The organism is Acidovorax sp. A1169, assembly GCF_030704685.1.
In the GTDB taxonomy this organism is placed as follows: Bacteria; Pseudomonadota; Gammaproteobacteria; order Burkholderiales; family Burkholderiaceae_C; genus Acidovorax.
Window position 1 is genome coordinate 239068 of record NZ_JAUZDX010000001.1, and the last position, 20441, is coordinate 259508.

The window sequence follows — 20441 nt, forward strand, 5'->3', positions numbered from 1 at the left end:
AGAAAAGAGACCTTAACGATGCAACGCTCCAAGAATGATGTCTGGGTAGGCCTGTTCGTGATGCTGGGCATTGCGGCGCTGGTGTTCCTGGCCCTGCAATCTGCCAACCTGCTGACCCTCAATTTCCAGCGCGGCTACCAGCTCACCGCGCGCTTTGACAACATTGGGGGCCTCAAGCCCCAGGCGGCCGTGCGCAGCGCCGGCGTGGTCGTGGGCCGGGTCGAGTCCATCGCCTTCGATGACAAGACCTACCAGGCGCGCGTCACGCTGGCCATGCAGGACCGCTATGCGTTCCCCAAGGACAGCTCGCTCAAGATCCTCACCAGCGGCCTGCTGGGCGAGCAGTACATTGGCATCGAGGCCGGCGGCGACGAGAAGAACCTCGCGGCGGGCGACATGATCACCGCCACGCAGTCCGCCGTGGTGCTGGAAAACCTGATTGGACAATTTCTTTACAGCAAAGCCGAAGACGGCAGTAAGCCCGCAGGGGCAGGTAGCAAAAAATGATGAACAGGACGCAAGCGGGCACGGCCCGCGACGATGAAAGCCATCCCGCAGATGGCGCTGCAATGCTGCGGCGCACCGGCCGAGCCCTGGTGGCCGTGCTGGGGCTCGCCTTGCTGGTCGGCTGCGCGAGCGGCCCCCGCAACGATCCGCGCGACCCGCTGGAGCCCTACAACCGCGGCGTCACCAAGTTCAACGAGCAGGTCGATGCCATCTTGCTCAAGCCCGTGGCCACGGCCTACAAGGAAGTCACGCCCGCTCCGGTGCGCACCGGGGTGAGCAACTTCTTCGCCAACCTGACCGACGTCTGGTCCTTCGTGAACAACGTGCTGCAGTTCCGGCTCGAAGGTGCCGCTTCCAGCTTCATGCGCGTGAACGTGAACACCTTTCTCGGCCTGGGTGGCGTGCTGGATGTCGCCAGCGAGCTGGGCATCGACCGTTACCGCCAGGACTTCGGCCTCACGCTGGGCCGCTGGGGCGTGGACACCGGTCCCTATGTGGTGCTGCCCATTCTCGGGCCCTCTACGGTGCGCGATACCTTTGCCCTGCCGGTCGACATGATGGGCAACCCCGTGCGCTACGTGGACCCGACCTCGGCCCGCAATTCGCTGTATGCCTTGCGCGCGGTGGATGTGCGTGCCAACCTGCTGCGTGCGGGTTCCGTGCTCGACAGCGCCGCGCTCGACAAGTACAGCTTCACCCGCGACGTGTTCCTGCAGGTGCGCAGCCAGGCCGGCGAGGCGCCGTACGACAAGGACAAGGATGATGGTGCCCAGGACTCCAAGGACGGCATGCTGCCCGAGGAGCCCCCTGCAGACGCCAGGAAGCGCTGATTTTCCCGCTGGGTGGGTGTTGCACTTGCTTGCAAACCGCAACCTGGCCGAAGCATATGGATGGCCCCTCGGGCCCACAATGAAATCAAGGGTGCCTTGCCCGCCCCAATGAAAGCAGATGACATGATGATGAATCGACGACTCGTGGGCCATATCGCCCTGGCCCTGGCGGCCACCGCAACGCTGGGCCTGCCCCTGTCGGCCCTGGCCGCCGACGAAGCACCCGACGCCCTGATCAAGCGCCTGTCCACCGATGTGCTCAACACGGTCAAGGCCGACAAGTCCATCCAGGGCGGCGACATCGGCAAGGTGATCACGCTCGTGGACAAGACGGTGATGCCCAACGTGAACTTCCGCCGCATGACCGCTGCCGCCGTGGGCCCCGGCTGGCGGCAGGCCACGCCCGAGCAGCAAAAGCGCCTCCAGGACGAATTCAAGATCCTGCTGGTGCGCACTTACGCGGGCGCACTGGCCCAGGTCAACGACCAGACCATCATGGTCAAGCCGCTGCGCGCCGATCCGGCCGACAAGGACGTGTTGGTGCGCACCGAGATCGTGGGCCGCGGCGACCCGATCCAGCTCGACTACCGTCTGGAGAAGACCCCGGGCGATGGCGCCGGCTGGAAGATCTACAACCTCAACGTGCTCGGCGTGTGGCTGGTGGAAACCTACAAGGGCCAGTTCGCGCAGGAAATCAACGCCAAGGGCGTGGATGGCCTGATTGCCTCGCTGGAAGCGCGCAACAAATCCAATGCCGGCACCAAGGGCTGACACAGGGCCTTCCACCGTGCCTGTCCTGGTCCTTCCGCAGGAGCTGACGCACCGCCAGGCACCGGCGTGCCTGCGCATGCTGCTGCAGGGCCTGAAGGTGCACAAGGAGCCGGGCGTGGTGGTGGATGCCCAGGCGCTGTCCGTGTTCGACACCTCCGCGCTGGCGGTGCTGCTCGAATGCCGGCGCGAGGCGCTCTCCGACCGCAAGACCTTTGCCGTGCAGGGACTGCCCGCAGCGCTGACGAGCATGGCCGGGCTGTACGGCGTTGCAGATCTGCTGCCTGCAGCCTGACCCATCTGGCGGGGGCTAACGGGGCCGGCACAGCAGGTTTGTGCACCAGGCCTTAAAATCAGCGGCTCATGCCCGCAGTCTCATTCCAAGCCGTTTCCAAGACCTTTGATACGCCCAAAGGCCCTTTCCAGGCACTCAACCAGGTCAGCCTGGACATCGAGGAAGGGGAGTTCTTCGGACTCCTCGGCCCCAATGGTGCCGGCAAGACCACTCTCATCAGCATCCTCGCCGGCCTGGCCCGGCCCAGCAGCGGCCGTGTGCTGGTGCAGGGCAGTGACGTGCAGGCGCAGTTCGCCGAGGCCCGGCGCAAGCTGGGCGTGGTGCCGCAGGAGCTGGTGTTCGACCCCTTCTTCAACGTGCGCGAGGCGCTGCGCATCCAGTCCGGCTACTTCGGTGTCAAGAACAACGACGCCTGGATCGACGAACTGCTGCACCACCTGGGCCTCACGGACAAGGCCAACGCCAACATGCGCCAGCTGTCGGGCGGCATGAAGCGCCGCGTGCTCGTGGCCCAGGCCCTGGTGCACAAGCCGCCCATCATCGTGCTCGACGAGCCCACCGCCGGGGTGGACGTGGAGCTGCGCCAGACCCTGTGGCAGTTCATCGCCCGCCTGAACAAGGAAGGGCACACCGTGCTGCTCACCACGCACTACCTCGAAGAGGCCGAGGCCCTGTGCAACCGCATTGCCATGCTCAAGACCGGGCAGGTGGTGGCCCTGGCCGATACCAGCGAACTGCTCAAGGCCGCCTCGGGCAATGTGCTGCAGTTCAAGGCCGATGTGGCCCTGCCGCCTGCGCTCGCGCGCCTGGCGCGCGTCACCGGCCGGATCGTGCAGATGCCGGCGCACGACGCGCGCGAGATCGAAGAGCACCTGGCCGCGCTGCGCGTGGCGGGTGTGGAGGTGCATGACATGGAGATCCGCCGCCCCGACCTGGAGGACGTGTTCCTGCAGGTGATGGCCGGCACCTCCGCCTCCCACCCGCTGCCTGCGGCCTCTGCAGCTCCCGCAGCCCTGGGAGCCCACGCATGACCGGCTGGCAAACCCTGTTCTACAAGGAACTGCTGCGCTTCTGGAAGGTGGGCTTCCAGACCGTGGCCGCGCCGGTGCTCACCGCCGTGCTCTACCTGCTGATCTTTGGCCATGTGCTCGAAGACCATGTGAAGGTCTACGACCGCATCAGCTACACCGCCTTCCTGGTGCCTGGCCTGGTGATGATGAGCGTGCTGCAGAACGCCTTCGCCAACAGCTCGTCGAGCCTGATCCAGAGCAAGATCATGGGCAGCCTGGTGTTCGTGCTGCTCACGCCCCTGTCGCACTGGGCCTGGTTCGTGGCCTACGTGGGCTCCTCCATCGTGCGCGGGCTGGCCGTGGGGCTGGGGGTGTTCATCGTCACCGTCGCCTTCGCGCGACCGGAGTTCGCAGCGCCGTTGTGGATCATTGCATTTGCCGTTCTGGGGGCGGGCCTTCTGGCCACGCTGGGGCTCATCGCCGGGCTGTGGGCCGACAAGTTCGACCAGATGGCCGCGTTCCAGAACTTCGTGATCGTGCCGATGACCTTCCTGTCCGGCGTGTTCTACTCCATCCAGTCCCTGCCGCCGTTCTGGCAGACCGTGAGCCACCTGAACCCGTTCTTCTACATGATCGACGGTTTCCGCTACGGTTTCTTCGGCCAGAGCGACACCTCGCCCTGGCTCAGCCTCGGTATCGTGGGCGTGGCCTGGCTCGCGGTCAGCTGGCTGGCCGTGCACCTGCTGCGCACCGGCTACAAGATCCGCCATTGACCGATATTGAACCGCCCGGGAGCGGTTCGCGGTACCCTTGCCGCCCGCCCCGGATGCAGACAACCACGCCCCACCCATGACCGCCGACCAACTCAAAGACCTCATCGCCGCCGGACTGGCCTGCGAGCACATCGACCTGCAGGGCGATGGCCGCCACTGGTACGCCACCATCGTCTCGGCCGAGTTCGAGGGCAAGCGCCTCATCCAGCGCCACCAGCGCGTGTACGCCACGCTGGGCTCGCGCATGCAGACAGACGAAGTGCACGCCCTGTCCATGAAGACCTTCACACCCGCCGAATGGGCGGCGCAGCCGCGCTGATCGGCTGCAACCCCTGCACTTCCAACTACTTTTTCACTGGTTTCGTGATGGACAAACTCCTCATCCGTGGTGGCCGCACCCTGCAGGGCGAGGTGCTGGTCTCCGGCGCCAAGAACGCCGCGCTGCCCGAACTGTGCGCCGCGCTGCTCACGGCAGATCCCGTCACCCTGCTCAACGTGCCGCAGCTGCAGGACGTGAGCACCATGCTCACCCTGATCCGCAACATGGGCGTGGCGGCAGAGCGCAGCCCTGACGGCACGGTGCGCATCGACGCGAGCGGCCTGAACACGCCCGAGGCCCCGTACGAGCTGGTCAAGACCATGCGTGCCTCGGTTCTGGCCCTGGGCCCGCTGCTGGCGCGTTTCGGCGAGGCCACGGTGTCGCTGCCCGGCGGCTGCGCCATCGGCTCGCGCCCGGTGGACCAGCACATCAAGGGCCTGGCCACCATGGGTGCCGGGATCGTGGTCGAGCACGGCTACATGATCGCCAAGCTGCCCGCCGGCGCCACGCGCCTGAAGGGCGCGCGCATCACCACCGACATGGTCACCGTGACCGGCACCGAGAACTTCCTCATGGCCGCGTCGCTGGCCGAGGGCGAAACGGTGCTGGAAAACGCCGCGCAGGAGCCCGAGATCACCGACCTGGCCGAGATGCTGATCGCCATGGGCGCGAAGATCGAGGGCCACGGCACCAGCCGCATCCGCATCCAGGGCGTGGAGCGCCTGCACGGCTGCACGCACCGTGTGGTGGCCGACCGCATCGAGGCCGGCACCTTCCTGTGTGCGGTGGCGGCCACCGGCGGCGACGTGCTGCTGCGCCATGGCCGCGCTGATCACCTGGACACGGTGATCGACAAGCTGCGCGAGGCCGGCGTGCAGGTGCAGGCTGTGGACGGTGGCATCCGCGTGCAGAGCCCCGGCGCCGGCAAGCTGCGCGCCCAGGGTTTCCGCACCACCGAGTACCCCGGGTTCCCCACCGACATGCAGGCCCAGTTCATGGCCCTCAACTGCGTGGCGCAGGGCACCTCCACGGTGACCGAGACCATTTTCGAGAACCGCTTCATGCACGTGGACGAGCTGGTTCGCCTGGGCGCCCGCATCCAGACCGATGGCAAGGTGGCCGTGATCGAGGGACTGGGCAACGCCGAGGCCGCGAATCCGCCCCTGTCGGGTGCCACCGTGATGGCCACCGACCTGCGTGCGTCTGCCAGCCTCGTGATTGCCGGTCTGGTGGCCGATGGCGAGACCGTGGTGGACCGCATCTACCATCTGGACCGTGGCTACGATTGCATGGAAGCCAAGCTGCGCGGCATCGGCGCCGACATCGAGCGCATGGCCTGACAGGGTGAGCCCACCCCTCTTCAAAGAACCCCTATGACCATGATCACCCTCGCCCTGTCCAAGGGCCGCATTTTCGACGAAACCCTGCCGCTCCTGGCCGCGGCCGGCATCGAGGTGCTCGAAGACCCCGAAAAGTCGCGCAAGCTCATCCTGCCGACCAACCAGCCCGACGTGCGCGTGGTGCTGGTGCGCGCCACCGACGTGCCCACCTACGTGGAGTACGGCGGTGCCGACATCGGCGTGACCGGCAAGGACACCCTGATCGAGCACGGCGGCCAGGGCCTGTACCAGCCGCTGGACCTGCAGATCGCCAAGTGCCGCGTGAGCGTGGCCGTGCGCAACGACTTCGATTACGAGCGCGCCGTCAAGCAGGGCTCGCGCCTGAAGGTGGCCACCAAGTACACCTCCATTGCGCGCGACTTCTTCGCCACCAAGGGTGTGCACGTGGACATGGTCAAGCTCTACGGCAGCATGGAGCTGGCCCCGCTGATCGGCCTGTCCGACGCCATCGTCGACCTGGTGTCCACGGGCAATACTCTGAAGGCCAACCACCTCGTGGAGGTCGAGCGCATCATGGACATCAGCTCCTACCTGGTCGTCAACCAGGCCGCGCTCAAGCTCAAGCAGGCGCCGCTGCGGCGCATCATCGATGCATTTGCCGCAGCCACGGCAGCGCGCTCTTGATGCGGCACCCCCCTCCGGCCTGCTGACTTTCTGAGCTACCCAGAAACCCCAACACACGGCAAAATCCGGCTGCGCCCGGAAAATTGTTTCCAGGTGCATCTTTTGTATCTAATTTCTGGGGATTTCATGTTCAAAAAGTCGATGGTGCTGGGTTTGCTTGCACTGTGCTGTACGGTTTCTTTTGCCGCCGATGCAGACTTCACCCTGGTCAACCGCACGGGCTACGCCCTCAATGAGGTCTACATCTCGCCAACCAAGATGGACAACTGGGGTTCGGACCGCCTGGGCCGCAACCAGTTGGCCAATGGTGCCGCACGCAAATTCCGCTTTGGCGACACCAAGCACTGTGAGCAGGACATCAAGGTGGTCTTCGCCGATGACTCCTCGGAAATCGAGTGGGAAGGCCTGAACCTGTGCGAGCTGGACAAGATCACGCTCAAATACAACCGCAAGACGCGCGAGGTTTCGGCAGAGACCGAATAAGCGCTTACGCTTGGGCCTTCCCGTCTTCACACTGCGATAGAAAAAGCCATGAAAGCCACGCCCGTTCGCCTGCGTACCGACAGTGCCGATTTTGAAACAGCCTTTCATGAGCGCCTGCATTGGTCTGCCGACACCGACGCGGCCATTGAGCAGCGCGTGGCTGACATTCTGGCCGACGTGCAGGAACGCGGCGATGCCGCTGTGCTCGACTACACAGCCCGCTTCGACGGGCTGGCTGCCGAATCCATGGCCGGGCTTGAGCTCACGCAGGCAGATTTCAAGGCCGCGTTCGACGCCATCCCCGCGGCCCAGCGCGATGCCCTGCAGGCCGCCGCCAGGCGCGTGCGCAGCTACCACGAGGCGCAGAAGAAGGCCTCGGGCGAGAGCTGGAGCTACCGCGACGAGGACGGCACCCTGCTGGGCCAGAAGGTCACCCCGCTCGACCGCGTGGGCATCTACGTGCCCGGCGGCAAGGCGGCCTACCCGTCGAGCCTGCTCATGAACGCCATCCCCGCCCATGTGGCCGGCGTGCAGGAGATCATCATGGTGGTGCCCACGCCCGTGCGCGGCAGCGTCGCCACCGGGGGCTCGGGCGCGCAGCTGGCGTCCACCAAGGGCGAGCGCAATGAGCTGGTGCTGGCCGCTGCCTACGTGGCCGGCGTGACGCGCGCCTTCACCATCGGCGGGGCGCAGGCCGTGGCCGCGCTGGCGTATGGCACCGACACCGTGCCCAAGGTCGACAAGATCACCGGCCCGGGCAACGCCTACGTGGCCAGCGCCAAGAAGCGCGTGTTCGGCACGGTGGGCATCGACATGATCGCCGGCCCCAGCGAAATCCTGGTGCTGGCCGACGGCAGCACCCCGGCCGACTGGGTGGCGATGGACCTGTTCTCCCAGGCCGAGCACGACGAGCTGGCGCAGAGCATCCTGCTGTGCCCCGACGCCGCCTACATCGACGCCGTGCAGGAGGCCATCGACCGCCTGCTGCCCACCATGCCCCGCGCCGAGATCATCGCCAAGAGCCTGAACGGCCGTGGCGCCCTGATCCACACGCGCAGCATGGAAGAGGCCTGCGCCATCAGCAACCGCATCGCCCCCGAGCATCTGGAGGTGAGCAGCAACGAGCCGCACCGCTGGGAGCCGCTGCTGCGCCATGCGGGTGCCATCTTCCTCGGGGCCTACACCAGCGAAAGCCTGGGCGACTACTGCGCCGGCCCCAACCACGTGCTGCCCACCAGCGGCACGGCACGCTTCAGTTCGCCCCTGGGCGTCTACGACTTCCAAAAGCGCAGCAGCCTCATCGAGGTGAGCGAGGCCGGCGCCCAGGCCCTGGGCACCATTGCGGCCGAACTCGCCTATGGCGAAGGCCTGCAGGCCCATGCGCGCGCTGCCGAGCTGCGGCTCAAGCCCGTGCCGCCAGCCCGGGGCTGATACCCTTCATTCAGGCCGCCTGCAAGCGGATAGGCGCGCCCGGCGCGGGCACATCGGCCGCCGCTGAGCGGTCCGACACATCCGAATTCCGGTGCCGCGCCCAGCTCAGGCGCGCCGGTCGGCTACCCTCGGCGCTCACGCGCAGCCGCACTGGCCCTGCGAACGACAGGCGCTGGCCGGCATCGAGGAAGTAGTCCTCCAGCAGACCATCGCAGGTGACCCAGACCCGGCCCTGCTCGACTTCGAGCAGGCCGGTTTCGCCCAGGCGGAATTCGAGCGCCTGCACGGCCTGCAGAGGCGGCAAGGGTTGGCGGTTCCACTGCAGCGCCAGGGCCTGTGGCCGCAGCGGTGGGACAGTGGGCAAAGCGGGGGAGGGGGTGTGCAGTGAGTTCATGCCTTGCACTGTGCGCGCCCGCGCCCTGGGCCACCAGCCACAGCACGGCGCGAGCTGGTGCAGTACAGATCCCCCGCTGCGGGGCTCTGTGTCGTATTGACTGGGGTCAATCTGTACTGGTCACCGCTGGCCATGCCAGTACAGAATGAAACCATGGACGCCGTGGAAACCACCCCCCTCTACCTGCAGATCGCGGCCCAGCTGGCCGAGCTGGTGCGCAACGGCACCCTGGCGCGTGGCGAGAAGATGCCCTCGGTGCGCGAACTGGCGCGCCAGCGCGGCGTGGCCCAGAGCACGGTGGTGCAGGCCTATCACTGGCTGGAGGATGCGCGGCTGATCACGGCCCGTCCGCGCTCCGGCTTCTTTGTGGCGGCGCGCCCGGTCAACCTGCCCGAGCCCACCACCCCACGCCCGCTGCGCCGCCCGCGCGAAGTGTCGGTGGACTGGCTGGGCCAGCGCATCATGGGCCGTGCCCAGCCGGTGGACATGCTCTCCTTCAGCAGCGGTACGCCGGGGCCCGACATGCTCAACCCCGACCGCGTGCGCCGCGCCGTGGTGCGATCCGTGCAGCGCAACCGCCAGCTGCTGTGCACCTACCCGTCCTCCGCCGGGCAGGACGAGGCGCGGCGCGCCCTGGCGCGTTATGCGGTGGGCCTGGGCTGCAGCCTGGACCCCGAGAACATCGTGATCACTGGCGGCTGCATGGACAGCATCGCCCTGTGCCTGCGCGCCGTCACCCAGCCGGGCGACGTGGTGGCACTGGAGTCGCCTACGCATTTCTCCTTCCTCGAAGTGCTGCAGGGCCTGCACCTCAAGGCGCTGGAGATCCCCACCCACCCGCGCCACGGCATCTCGCTCGATGCGCTGCAGCTGGCGCTCGATACCCAGCCCGTGAAGGCCCTGATGGTGGTGCCCACGTTGAGCAACCCGCTGGGCAGTTGCATGCCCCAGCCCGAGCGCCGGCGCTTGGCGCAGATGGCCTCGCGCCACGGCATGGCGGTGATCGAGGACGCGATCTACGCCGACCTGGCCGAGTCGGACGAGATGCGCCGCACCGTCAAGTCCTACGACACCACAGGCCATGTGATGCTCTGCGACTCGTTCTCCAAGACGCTGGCCCCCGGCCTGCGCCTGGGCTGGGTCGAGGCCGGGCGCTGGACGGAGCAGCTGCGCAGCATCAAGGACATGCAGGCCGGTGGTCAGTCGGCCGTGCTGGAGCTGGCGCTGGCCGACCTCATCAACCAGAGTGGCCATGCGGCCGCCATGCGCCAGCTGCGCGCGGCCGCGGCGGCCCGGCTCGACGAGGTGCGCCACACCATCGGCGCGCACTTTCCACCGGGTACGCGGGTCAGCGACCCGCCCGGCGGCATGCTGCTGTGGGTGGAGCTGCCTCGCGCGCTCGACTCGGTGCAGCTGCACGAGGCCTGCCTGGCCGAGCACATCCTGATTGCGCCCGGCACCGTGTTCAGCGCCAGCGGGCGTTTTCGCAACTGCCTGCGCATCGGCGTGGGCGGCGACTGGACCCCTGCGCATCTGGTGGCCCTGCGCACCGTGGGCGAGATGGCCTGCCGCGTGCTGGAGGCCAGCGGCCGTAAAGTAGCCTGAATTTTTCACACGAACTTCGTGGAACACGAAGTTCGTGTAATATTGCTCCCATGAAAAACGTCACCATCACCATGGACGACGCCGCCGCCGAATGGGTGCGCATCGAAGCCGCCAAGCGCGGCAGCAGCGTGTCGCGCCTGGTGGGTGAGTGGCTGGCCGAGAAGATGCGCCAGGAAGATGCCTATGCCCAGGCCATGCGCGAGGCGCTGGGATTCGAGAGCTGGGGGGCCTCGAGTGGCCCCTATGTGCCGCGCGAGATTCTGTTCAAGCGATGAGTACCACCGTCCCTCTCTTTGTCGACACCGAGTTGCTGCTCGCCAGCGTGGACGACCGCGACCCGGCGCGCCAGGCGCAAGCCCGCGAGTGGCTCGGCTTCTGCTGGCAGACGCGCAGCGGCCGCATCAGCTCGCAGGTGCTCAACGAGCTGTACAACCAGGCCATCCAGCGCTTCGAGGGTCCGCGCACTGTGCCGCTGGTGCGCGCCCAGGTGCGCCGCCTGCGCGTGTGGCTGCCGCCGCACCTCGATGCCTACACCGTGGACGGCGCCTGGGACCTGCAGGACCGCTACGGTCTGGGCTACTGGGATGCGCTCATCGTCTCCTCGGCCCACCAGCAGGGCTGCCGCTACCTGCTCACCGAAGCCCTGCCGCACGACCAAGTGCTGGACGCTGTGCGCTGCATCAACCCCTTTCTTGTCGCCCCCCACGACCTGGATACCGCAGAATGACCACCATTGCCCCGCCCTTGGCCGCCCTGAACCGCATCCGTGCCGACGTTCGCGCCATGCACGCCTATGGCGTGCAGCCGTCCACCGGCATGCTCAAGATGGATGCGATGGAGAACCCGTTTCGCCTGCCGGCCCACCTGCAGGCCGCGCTGGGCCAGCGCCTGGGCGCGCTGGCGCTGAACCGCTACCCCGGCGAGCGTCTGAACGACCTGAAGGCCGCGCTGGCGAAGTACGCCGGCATGCCCGAGGGCCATGGCATCGTGCTGGGCAACGGCTCGGACGAGCTCATCACCCTGCTGGCCCTGGCCTGCGCCCAGCCGGGCGAGCGCGCCACCATGCTGGCGCCCATGCCCGGCTTTGTGATGTACCCGCTGAGCGCACAGCTGCAGGGCCTGGATTTCGTGGGCGTGCCGCTCACGCCCGATTTCGAGCTCGACGAGCCCGCCATGCTGGCCGCCATTGCCCAGCACCGCCCGTCCATCACCTACATCGCATACCCCAACAACCCCACGGCCACGCTGTGGGATGAGGGCGCGGTGCAGCGCATCATCGACGCCGTGGGCGCGCAGGGCGGTTTTGTGGTGATGGACGAGGCCTACCAGCCCTTCGCCAGCCGCACCTGGATCGACCGCATGCGCGCCGAACCGGCGCGCAACGCCCATGTGCTGCTCATGCGCACGCTCAGCAAGTTCGGCCTGGCCGGGGTGCGCCTGGGCTACCTCATCGCGCCGGCGGCCGTGACCACCGAGATCGACAAGGTGCGCCCGCCCTACAACGTGAGCGTGCTCAACTGCGAGGCAGCGCTGTTCGCGCTGGAGCATGCCGATGTGTTCGCCGACCAGGCGGCCGAGCTGCGCGCCCAGCGCACACTGCTGGTGCAGGCCCTCAAGGCCCTGCCGGGCATCGAAAAGTGCTGGGACAGCGAGGCCAACATGGTGCTTGTGCGTGTGGCCGATTCCGCCACAACCTGCGAGGGCATGAAAAAGCGCAAGGTCCTCGTCAAGAACGTTTCTACAATGCACCCCATGCTGGTGAACTGCCTGCGCCTCACGGTGGGCAACGCCGACGACAACGCGCAGATGCTTGCTGCGCTCCAAGCCTCCCTATGACTTCTTCTGCACTCGTAACCTCCGCCTCGACCGATCCCCAGGCCGACCGCACCGCCGAGGTCAGCCGCAACACCGCCGAGACGCACATCACTGTGCGCATCAACCTCGACGGCACCGGCCAGGCCAAGCTGCACACCGGCATCGGCTTTTTCGACCACATGCTCGAACAGATCGCCCGCCACGGGCTGATCGACCTGGAGGTCGACTGCGACGGCGACCTGCACATCGACGGCCACCACACGGTGGAAGACGTGGGCATCACCCTGGGCCAAGCCTTCGCGCGCGCCGTGGGCGACAAGAAGGGCATCACCCGCTACGGCCATGCCTATGTGCCGCTGGACGAGGCGCTGAGCCGCGTGGTGGTCGATTTCTCGGGCCGCCCCGGGCTGCACCTGCACATCCCGTTCACGGCGGGCAGCATCGGCGGCTTCGACACGCAGCTCACCTACGAATTCTTCCAGGGCTTCGTGAACCACGCGGGTGTGACGCTGCACATCGACAACCTCAAGGGCATCAATGCGCACCACCAGTGCGAAACGGTGTTCAAGGCTTTTGCCCGCGCGCTGCGCTCGGCCCTCACGCGCGACCCGCGCGCCGCCGGCACCATTCCGTCCACCAAGGGCAGTCTCTGATTCCCACACGCTGAAAAAAGGCCGCTACCGATTTTTCGCCAAGCGCCGATAGCTATGAATATGGAAGCAAAAACCGTCGCCGTGGTTGATTACGGCATGGGCAACCTGCGCTCGGTGTCGCAGGCCGTGCAGGCTGCGGCAGAGGGCTCGGGCTGGACCGTGGTCGTCACCTCGCGCCCTGAAGAGGTGCGCGCCGCACAGCGCATCGTGCTGCCGGGGCAAGGAGCCATGCCCGACTGCATGCGCGAGTTGCGCGATTCGGGCCTGCAGCAGTCGGTGCTCGAAGCGGCTGCCAGCAAACCGATGTTCGGCGTGTGCGTGGGCATGCAGATGCTGCTGGACCACAGCGCCGAGGGCGACACGCCCGGACTGTCGCTGATCCCTGGCGAGGTGCGCAAGTTCGACCTCGCCGGCCGCACCCAGCCGGATGGCAGCCGTTTCAAGGTGCCGCAGATGGGCTGGAACCAGGTGCGCCAGGTGGCGCACGGCGGTGCGGCACATCCGGTATGGGCCGGTGTGCCTGACGGCAGCTACTTCTATTTTGTGCACAGTTTCTATGCCCGGCCGCAGAATCCAGCGCACTGCGCGGGCGAGGCCGACTACGGCGGTGTGATCGCCGCAGCGATTGCACGCGATAATATTTTTGCCACGCAGTTCCACCCCGAGAAAAGTGCGGAGCACGGCCTGGCGCTGTACCGCAATTTCCTGCACTGGAACCCCTGAGTCTTTATTTTCCAACCCTGTTCGGGCCGAGCCCGGCCTCGCCCTTTTTCACCCGAACCCACCATGCTGCTCATTCCCGCCATCGACCTCAAGGACGGCCACTGCGTACGCCTCAAGCAAGGCGACATGGACCAATCCACCACCTTCGGTGAAGACCCTGCCGCCATGGCGCGCAAGTGGTTGGAGGCCGGCGCACGCCGTCTGCACCTGGTGGACCTGAACGGCGCCTTTGCCGGCGTGCCCAAGAACTTCACCGCGATCAAGTCCATCCTCCAGGAAGTGGGCGAGGACATCCCGGTGCAGCTCGGTGGCGGCATCCGTGACCTGGACACCATCGAAAAGTACATCGACGGCGGCCTGCGCTATGTGATCATCGGCACGGCGGCGGTGAAGAACCCCGGCTTCCTCAAGGACGCCTGCAGCGCCTTCGGCGGCCACATCATCGTCGGCCTCGATGCCAAGGACGGCAAGGTCGCCACCGATGGCTGGAGCAAGCTCACGGGCCACGAGGTGGTGGACCTGGCCAAGAAGTTCGAGGACTGGGGCGTCGAGTCCATCATCTACACCGACATCGGCCGCGACGGCATGCTCTCGGGCATCAACATCGAAGCCACCGTCAAGCTCGCGCAGTCGCTGAGCATTCCGGTGATCGCCTCGGGCGGCCTGTCGAACATGGCCGACATCGAGAAGCTCTGCGCCGTCGAAGGCGAGGGCGTGGAAGGCGTGATCTGCGGGCGCGCCATCTACAGCGGCGACCTCGATTTCGCGGCAGCGCAGGCGCGTGCCGATGAGCTCAATGGCTGACGCGTAAAGCGCGCCCCAACGACTACCTTTGACTGCCATGCTTGCCAAACGCATCATCCCCTGCCTGGACGTGACCGGAGGCCGCGTGGTCAAAGGCGTCAATTTCGTCGAGCTGCGCGATGCGGGCGACCCCGTTGAGATCGCCGCGCGCTACAACGCGCAGGGCGCCGACGAGCTGACCTTTCTCGACATCACCGCCACCAGCGATGGGCGCGACCTGATCCTGCCCATCATCGAAGCGGTGGCCAGCCAGGTGTTCATTCCGCTCACCGTCGGCGGCGGCGTGCGCACGGTGGCCGATGTGCGCCGCCTGCTCAACGCGGGCGCCGACAAGACCAGTTTCAACTCGGCCGCGATTGCCGACCCCGACGTGATCAATGCCGCATCGGACCGGTACGGCGCGCAGTGCATCGTGGTGGCCATCGACGCCAAGCGCCGCTCCGAAGAGGATGCGCAGCGCACCGGTGCCGACGGCAAGGCCGTGGGCCCCGGCTGGGATGTCTACAGCCATGGCGGCCGCAAGAACACGGGCCTGGACGCCGTGGCCTGGGCCACCGAAATGGCGCGCCGCGGCGCGGGCGAGATCCTGCTCACCAGCATGGACCGCGACGGCACCAAGGCCGGCTTCGACCTGGCGCTCACGCGTGCCGTGAGCGACGCGGTAAGCGTGCCCGTGATCGCCTCGGGCGGCGTGGGCAACCTCGACCACCTGGCCGACGGTATCCAGATCGGCGGCGCCGACGCGGTGCTGGCCGCCAGCATCTTCCACTATGGCGAGTACACCGTGGGCCAGTCCAAGCAGCACATGGCGGGGCGCGGCATCCCCGTGCGGCTGTGATGAGGGGCTCCCTGCGGGCTCTGGCCGCTGCCATGGCCCTGTGCGCCGGCTTTGCCGCCATGCCAGCCGCAGCACAGCAGGTGCCGGCGCCGTCCTATGCGCGCGGCTATTTCGACCGCATTCCCTGCGTGGACCGCATCGGTCGTTGCTTTGACGCGACCATCGGCGGCAAGGCGGTGCAGGTGATTGCCGACAAGGCCGAGTACGAAAAGCTCAAGGCCCTCCTGGCCGAGCTCAACGACAACGTGCGCGAGGTCTACTGGATCGTGCGCGAGCCGGTGGACGGCAAGGTGGCGCTTGACGTGCTTACCCGCCCCAACGCCATGGGCCTGCCCCACGTGGGCGAAGAAAAGGAAGAGCCCGACGTCACGATCTACGGGCTTGATGGCCAGGATCTGGAGAGTGAGACCGAAATGGTGGCGCAGCAGAGCGTGCGCATCAACGGCCAGCCCGTGGTCACACAGCAGGAGACGCTGACGCAGGACTTCCTGCCGCCCGGCCGCTACGTGATCGCCATCAAGTACCTGGGCCGCAAGAACTGGGACCGCAAGCGGGTCTTCCTGACGGTGGCCAAGCCCTGAAACCCTGAACGGTCAGGGTGCGGGCCAGCGCGAGTGCCTGAACCCCTCCGCCAAAGGGGGCGGGCCCTGCAGCGGCAGCCATAGCTGCACCACCGTGCCGCCCCTGGCCCCCAGCACGATCCGCGCATGGCCGCCCAACTGCCGTGCGCGCTCCTCGATGTGGCCCAGTCCGCGGCCCTGGTGCCCATCCGGCCGGGCCTGCAGCCCGCGCCCGTCGTCCTCGATCTGCACGCACACCCCCGGCCCTGCGTCCAGTCTGGCCGACAGCGTGACGTTGGCCGCCCCGGAGTGCTTGACCACGTTGGCCAGTGCCTCCTGCACGATGCGCAGCACGTGCAGCGCCGCGGGGGCATCCAGCCAGGGCAGCGGCGGCAGGTCGTCCATGTGCCAGTGCAGGGTGATGCCGCCCTGCGCCAGCCGGTGGCCCACGCGCTGGCGAAGGGTGGCCAGCAGAGTGGTCAGGTCCTGGTCGATGGGCTCCATGGAGTCGATGGTCAGGCGCAGGTCTTCCAGGCAGTCGCGCAGCACCTGCGCCACCTCGGGCTGCGACAGGCGGCCCTGCTCGATCTGGCCGAGCGATGACACCAGCATGGCGCCCAGGCCATCGTGCATGTCGCGCGTGAGCCGCTGGCGCTCTGTCAGCCGCACGCGCTCGTTCTCCACCTCGGCCAGCAGGGCAAAATTGCCTTGCAGCGCGCGCTGCTGTTCCGAGAGCTTGTCCTGCAGCACCTGGGCCGCGCCTTCCGCGTGCTCCAGCGCGCCGATGTAGCGGCGGTTCACGGCGTACAGGAAGGCGCCCAGCACCAGCACCATGGCGTAGGGCATGAGGTACAGGCTCTCGGGCGATATGCGCAGCTGCAGCAGCGCCAGGTCGTGTACGCCCAGGCCCAGGCAGATGCACAGCGCCAGCGCCAGCACCCGCAGTTCGCGGCTGCCGCGCCAGGCCGACCCGGCGATGAGCAGGGTCACGCCCATCGCCACCAGGGTGTTGGCGGTATGCAGCAGCAGCGGCGTATCCAGGGCCCAGGGCAGCACTGGCATGGACACGGCCGAGATCAGGAGAGCGAAGCCCAGCAGCAGGCGTTCTACCCAAGGGAAGCGGCGCGTGGCAAAACGCAGCGAAAACAGATAGACCAGCAGCATGACCCAGGTCATCGAGGCATCGGTGGCCCACCAGAACCAGCGCAGTGCGTCGAGGTTCTGCGGCAGATCGATGCCGTAGTGCAGGTTGCGAAACCACCAAGCCAGCGATGCCAGGCCGAAGTACAGGTAGGCCGTGTCCTTGCGGCGACGCCACCAGAACGCCAGCGAGAACAGCCCGAGCATGACGAGCGTGGTGCTGGCTGCCAGGGGAACGGTGACGACCCAGCGCTGGCGCGCCGACCACAGGCCCTGAATCTCGGGCTCAGGCCCCATCCACAGCCGGCTCAGGGCATAGCTGCCATCGGCGCGCGGCGGCAGCGCGAGGAACAGCCGGCAACTGCCGTTCGGTTGCGAGGCGGCGCTGGGCAGCCTCAGCAGGATGGGCTGGTTCCACTGCGAGGGCCATGCCGGGCTGTTGTCCAGCAACTGCCGCGTGCCCTGCGCGGTGCGCATCCAGACCTGCAGCGGGCCGCCGTTGACGCGCGGCAGGTAAAGGGCCAGGGTTTCCTGCGCCACGGGTGCCGGGCATGCCATGCGGTACCAGACGGTGGGCAGGGGCAGGTTGACGGCAGCGCGGGTGGTGGGGTCGCGCCGCACCGCCTGTGGCAGGTCAACCGGCTGCCATGCGCCTTGCGCAGCGTCCGCCGGCGGACCGATGGAGGGCTCCGCCCCCGGCGCCTGCACCCAGTGCTCCACGCGCGTGACGGCCATGGTTTCGGCAGTCTCGGAGGCGGCCGTGTTGGCCTGGGCCAGCACGGGGCACAGGACCAGGCTGGTGGCTGCCATCCAGCGCAGGCCCTGTCGGTACATCGGTCTGGTGCGGGGGCGGGCCACGGCAATCACGGGGCGGGGGCCTTCAGTCGCCCATCAGCCCGCGCTTGCGGGCTTCGTAGACCGCCTCGGAGCGGGAGTGCACCTGCAGCTTGCGATAGCTGCGCTTGACGTATGTGAGCACGGTCTGCTGGGTCACGCCCATCATCTGTGCGATCTCGCGGTAGCTGTAGCCCTTGGCGGCCATGCCGAGCATCTCGCATTCGCGTTCGCTGAGCAGGCCTGCGTCGGCCTCGCTGGCGACGGTGTCCGACGGGCTGGCCTGCGGGCGCTGGCGCGAGGTGACTGCAGGGGCCAGCCGGGTCAGCAGGCGCCGGGCGATCACGGGGCTGATGGGGCTGCCGCCTGCGTGCACGGCGCGCACCATCTCGGCCAGGTCCAGAGCCGGCGTGTCCTTGAGCACGTAGCCCGTGGCGCCGGCTGCCAGCGCCAGCATGACATGGGCCTCGTCGCCGAACACGGTGACCACCACCACCTCACAGTGCGGGGCGATGCCCGCGCTGCGCGTGATCACCTCGATGCCGTTGAGGTCGGGCAGGCCCAGGTCCAGCAGCAGCACCTGGGGCTGGTGCCGGGCCAGCAGGGCCAGGCCCGAGGCTGCATCACCGGCGGCGCCCACCAGGCGCAGGTCGGGCGCGGCGGCGATGCTGTCGCACAGGCGCTGCCTGAACAGGGGGTCGTCCTCGATCACGAGCACGGAGAGCAGAGCGGACATGGAGGGGCGGGCCTTGGAAGCGCGGCGGTGGATTTCATGATACGCGGGGCCTGCTGTCACAGCTGCTTGCACATGAACCGTTTTGTCCCGTGTTCGAGGGACAGACGGGCGCGGCGCGTGGCGGAAGAATCCGTGCACCTTCACTGCTCGCAGGAGTTGCTCCATGTCTGATTCCTTGAACAGGTTCTTGCGCCGGGCCCTCGTGCTGGCAGGCGCCCTGGCCGGGCTGGCCTGTCCGGCGATGGCCGCCATTCCGCATGTCGTCATCGGCGACTACCACATGCTGCTGCTCCATGCCGATGGCAGCGTCACCTCCTGGGGGCGCGGCGATTCGGGGCAACTGGGCCGTGGCCAGGCCGACCGCAGCAATCCCGCGCCAGCGAAGATCGCATCGCTGGGCACGGAGGTGGTGGCCCTGACCGCCGGGGGGCAACTGTCCGCAGCTGTGAAGCGCGACGGCACCGTATGGGTCTGGGGCAATGTCTCCGACGGGCTGATCGGCTCCAACACTTCGGGCGGGCAGTTCCGCTACGAGCCCGTCCAGGTGCCGGGCCTGTCGGGCATCGTCTCGGTGCTGGCCGCCACCAACGGCTATTCGCTCTACGCCACGGACAGCAATGGCCAGATCTGGGCCTGGGGCTATGACAATGGCTACGGCAACCTGGGCCTGGGCCCCGGTGGGCCGCAGCAGCGGGGCCAGCCGCAACCCGTTGCCGGCGCTACCGGCATCGTGCAGTTGGCCGTGACGGGTACCCAGATGATCGGCCGCCGCCAGGACGGCAGCCTGATCGGCTGGGGCAGCAACGCCGTGCGCGACAACCCCATCCAGGCGGTGGCGGCCGCCACGGACCCCCTGGGCGTGACGGCGCTCAAGCCCACGGGCCTGGCCTTCATCGACGCGACGGCCACGGGCAACGCGGCCGGTCTGTACTACGGCATCAAGAACGGCCAGGCGCTGGCCTGGGGTGACACCAACAGCGGCATGCTGACCTGTGGCCAGGAGAGCGCGCAGACGGCGGCCCAGCCCTACACCATCAAGAACCTGTCCAACCTGCGCCAGATCGCGGCGGGCGGGGGCTCCGCGCTGTTCGTCGACGGTGCCGGCAGCGTGTTTGCCTGCGGTCAGGGCAGCAATGGTCTGCTGGGCGATGGCACGACGGTCTCCACCAATTGGGATTCTGTCCCCGCCAACGCCAAGGTGGGTCCGGTGCGGGTGCAGGGCCTGCCCGGCCCGGTGTCGTACGTTTTCACGGGTGCCTTTGCTGCGGCGGCGCTCATGCCCGATGGCGCGGTCTACACCTGGGGCCGAACCGATGGTGGCCTGCTGGGCAATGGGGTGACCACTTCCAACGGCGTCGTGAGCACACCCACGCCCATCGCGCTCAACGCCGGGGTGGACAACAGCAGCAACCCGGGCAATACCGGCAATCCAGGGACTCCGGGAACCGGTGGCCCTGGCACCGGCACGCCCGCGCCGGGCACCGAGCCCGCCTTCAGCACCGCCCAGAGCGGCCCGCTGAACAACCTGACGGCCCGGGCCGGCGTGACCCTGCCTGCGGCGCACGCAGGCCAGCCGGGCGCGATCTTCGTGGTTCTGGCGCTGGCGGATGGCCGCGTGCTCATGCTGGACGGGGCGCAGTCGACCTTCATACCCTACAACCCCTTCGCGACCGCTGCGCTGTACGTGGGGGCGCTGCCGGTGTCGGCGCCCATCCTCAACATCAACGGCATGGACCTGAGTGCGCTGGTCGGCAGCAGCATCTTCCTGGGCTATGGCCTGGGGGTGAATTCCCAGGCCGCCGTGAACGAGATGCTGCGCGCGGGCCGCTTCTCCAACGTGCTGACCTTGCGCTGAGCGGTCCTCCCTCCACGCGGTCCACGCCTTCGCCCGCATCCGTG

At 67.6% G+C, this 20441-nt stretch carries 24 protein-coding genes; 21 read left to right on the plus strand and 3 right to left on the minus strand.

The window, feature by feature from the left end:
* Positions 1-18 precede the first annotated feature (18 nt).
* The 11 genes from mlaD to hisD all read left to right on the plus strand — a co-directional run bounded on the left by mlaD (position 19) and on the right by hisD (position 8440).
* Positions 19-507 carry an outer membrane lipid asymmetry maintenance protein MlaD gene (mlaD, locus tag QYL93_RS01050; RefSeq protein WP_057265185.1) on the plus strand — a complete coding sequence of 163 codons (489 nt, stop codon included), beginning with the start codon at positions 19-21 and terminating at the stop codon, positions 505-507.
* Positions 504-1337: a VacJ family lipoprotein gene (locus QYL93_RS01055; protein ID WP_370876924.1), complete on the plus strand. Its 834-nt coding sequence runs from the start codon at positions 504-506 to the stop codon at positions 1335-1337. Before mlaD ends, QYL93_RS01055 begins: the two co-directional genes overlap by 4 nt.
* A gap of 123 nt (positions 1338-1460) precedes the next feature.
* On the plus strand, positions 1461-2108 hold the full coding sequence (locus QYL93_RS01060) for a phospholipid-binding protein MlaC (protein WP_305741925.1): 648 nt from the start codon (positions 1461-1463) through the stop codon (positions 2106-2108).
* Positions 2089-2400: a lipid asymmetry maintenance protein MlaB gene (locus QYL93_RS01065; protein ID WP_057205081.1), complete on the plus strand. Its 312-nt coding sequence runs from the start codon at positions 2089-2091 to the stop codon at positions 2398-2400. Before QYL93_RS01060 ends, QYL93_RS01065 begins: the two co-directional genes overlap by 20 nt.
* A gap of 68 nt (positions 2401-2468) precedes the next feature.
* On the plus strand, positions 2469-3431 hold the full coding sequence (locus QYL93_RS01070; RefSeq protein ID WP_305741926.1) for an ABC transporter ATP-binding protein: 963 nt from the start codon (positions 2469-2471) through the stop codon (positions 3429-3431).
* A complete protein-coding gene (locus tag QYL93_RS01075) occupies positions 3428-4183 on the plus strand; it encodes an ABC transporter permease (RefSeq protein ID WP_057205075.1) in 756 nt (251 codons plus the stop codon). The genes QYL93_RS01070 and QYL93_RS01075 overlap by 4 nt, the downstream gene beginning before the upstream one ends.
* A 76-nt stretch (positions 4184-4259) precedes the next feature.
* Positions 4260-4502: a BolA family protein gene (locus tag QYL93_RS01080; protein ID WP_305741927.1), complete on the plus strand. Its 243-nt coding sequence runs from the start codon at positions 4260-4262 to the stop codon at positions 4500-4502.
* 47 nt (positions 4503-4549) lie between these two features.
* The gene (gene murA / locus QYL93_RS01085; protein ID WP_305741928.1) at positions 4550-5842 is read left to right on the plus strand and encodes a UDP-N-acetylglucosamine 1-carboxyvinyltransferase; all 1293 of its coding nucleotides are present in this window, start codon (positions 4550-4552) and stop codon (positions 5840-5842) included.
* 39 nt (positions 5843-5881) lie between these two features.
* Positions 5882-6526, plus strand: coding sequence for an ATP phosphoribosyltransferase (hisG, locus tag QYL93_RS01090; protein ID WP_370876928.1), 645 nt, complete (start codon positions 5882-5884; stop codon positions 6524-6526).
* A gap of 126 nt (positions 6527-6652) precedes the next feature.
* Entirely contained in the window at positions 6653-7009 is a 357-nt protein-coding gene (locus QYL93_RS01095) for a hypothetical protein (protein ID WP_305741929.1), read from the plus strand.
* 48 nt (positions 7010-7057) lie between these two features.
* Positions 7058-8440, plus strand: a complete 1383-nt coding sequence (hisD, locus tag QYL93_RS01100) for a histidinol dehydrogenase (RefSeq protein WP_305741930.1) — start codon at positions 7058-7060, stop codon at positions 8438-8440.
* Between the two features lie 10 nt (positions 8441-8450).
* On the opposite strand, the gene QYL93_RS01105 is transcribed toward hisD, so the two are convergent.
* Positions 8451-8834, minus strand: a complete 384-nt coding sequence (locus tag QYL93_RS01105; protein WP_305741931.1) for a DUF2917 domain-containing protein — start codon at positions 8832-8834, stop codon at positions 8451-8453.
* A 153-nt stretch (positions 8835-8987) separates the two neighbouring features.
* On the opposite strand from QYL93_RS01105, the gene QYL93_RS01110 reads away from it, so the two are divergent.
* The 9 genes from QYL93_RS01110 to QYL93_RS01150 all read left to right on the plus strand — a co-directional run bounded on the left by QYL93_RS01110 (position 8988) and on the right by QYL93_RS01150 (position 15853).
* Positions 8988-10439, plus strand: a complete 1452-nt coding sequence (locus QYL93_RS01110) for a PLP-dependent aminotransferase family protein (protein WP_305741932.1) — start codon at positions 8988-8990, stop codon at positions 10437-10439.
* A 50-nt stretch (positions 10440-10489) separates the two neighbouring features.
* Positions 10490-10714, plus strand: a complete 225-nt coding sequence (locus QYL93_RS01115; RefSeq protein WP_179681935.1) for a CopG family transcriptional regulator — start codon at positions 10490-10492, stop codon at positions 10712-10714.
* Positions 10711-11166 (plus strand): PIN domain-containing protein, encoded by a 456-nt coding sequence (locus QYL93_RS01120; protein ID WP_305741933.1) that lies wholly within the window; start codon positions 10711-10713, stop codon positions 11164-11166. Before QYL93_RS01115 ends, QYL93_RS01120 begins: the two co-directional genes overlap by 4 nt.
* Positions 11163-12275 (plus strand): histidinol-phosphate transaminase, encoded by a 1113-nt coding sequence (hisC, locus tag QYL93_RS01125; RefSeq protein ID WP_305741934.1) that lies wholly within the window; start codon positions 11163-11165, stop codon positions 12273-12275. The genes QYL93_RS01120 and hisC overlap by 4 nt, the downstream gene beginning before the upstream one ends.
* Positions 12272-12907, plus strand: coding sequence for an imidazoleglycerol-phosphate dehydratase HisB (gene hisB / locus QYL93_RS01130; protein WP_305741935.1), 636 nt, complete (start codon positions 12272-12274; stop codon positions 12905-12907). Before hisC ends, hisB begins: the two co-directional genes overlap by 4 nt.
* 54 nt (positions 12908-12961) lie before the next feature.
* Positions 12962-13630, plus strand: coding sequence for an imidazole glycerol phosphate synthase subunit HisH (gene hisH, locus QYL93_RS01135; protein ID WP_305741936.1), 669 nt, complete (start codon positions 12962-12964; stop codon positions 13628-13630).
* Between the two features lie 63 nt (positions 13631-13693).
* Positions 13694-14434 (plus strand): 1-(5-phosphoribosyl)-5-[(5-phosphoribosylamino)methylideneamino]imidazole-4-carboxamide isomerase, encoded by a 741-nt coding sequence (gene hisA, locus QYL93_RS01140; RefSeq protein ID WP_057265164.1) that lies wholly within the window; start codon positions 13694-13696, stop codon positions 14432-14434.
* A 37-nt stretch (positions 14435-14471) separates the two neighbouring features.
* Positions 14472-15272: an imidazole glycerol phosphate synthase subunit HisF gene (gene hisF, locus QYL93_RS01145; protein WP_305741937.1), complete on the plus strand. Its 801-nt coding sequence runs from the start codon at positions 14472-14474 to the stop codon at positions 15270-15272.
* The gene (locus QYL93_RS01150; RefSeq protein WP_305741938.1) at positions 15272-15853 is read left to right on the plus strand and encodes a hypothetical protein; all 582 of its coding nucleotides are present in this window, start codon (positions 15272-15274) and stop codon (positions 15851-15853) included. The genes hisF and QYL93_RS01150 overlap by 1 nt, the downstream gene beginning before the upstream one ends.
* Before the next feature lie 12 nt (positions 15854-15865).
* Here QYL93_RS01150 and QYL93_RS01155 read toward each other — a convergent pair whose 3' ends face one another.
* Together QYL93_RS01155 and QYL93_RS01160 are read right to left on the minus strand one after the other, a co-directional pair.
* A complete protein-coding gene (locus tag QYL93_RS01155; protein ID WP_305741939.1) occupies positions 15866-17782 on the minus strand; it encodes a sensor histidine kinase in 1917 nt (638 codons plus the stop codon).
* Between the two features lie 70 nt (positions 17783-17852).
* Positions 17853-18542 (minus strand): response regulator transcription factor, encoded by a 690-nt coding sequence (locus tag QYL93_RS01160; protein ID WP_305741940.1) that lies wholly within the window; start codon positions 18540-18542, stop codon positions 17853-17855.
* A 163-nt stretch (positions 18543-18705) separates the two neighbouring features.
* Here QYL93_RS01160 and QYL93_RS01165 point away from each other — a divergent pair, with 163 nt between their 5' ends.
* On the plus strand, positions 18706-20397 hold the full coding sequence (locus QYL93_RS01165) for a hypothetical protein (protein ID WP_305741941.1): 1692 nt from the start codon (positions 18706-18708) through the stop codon (positions 20395-20397).
* Positions 20398-20441 lie beyond the last annotated feature (44 nt).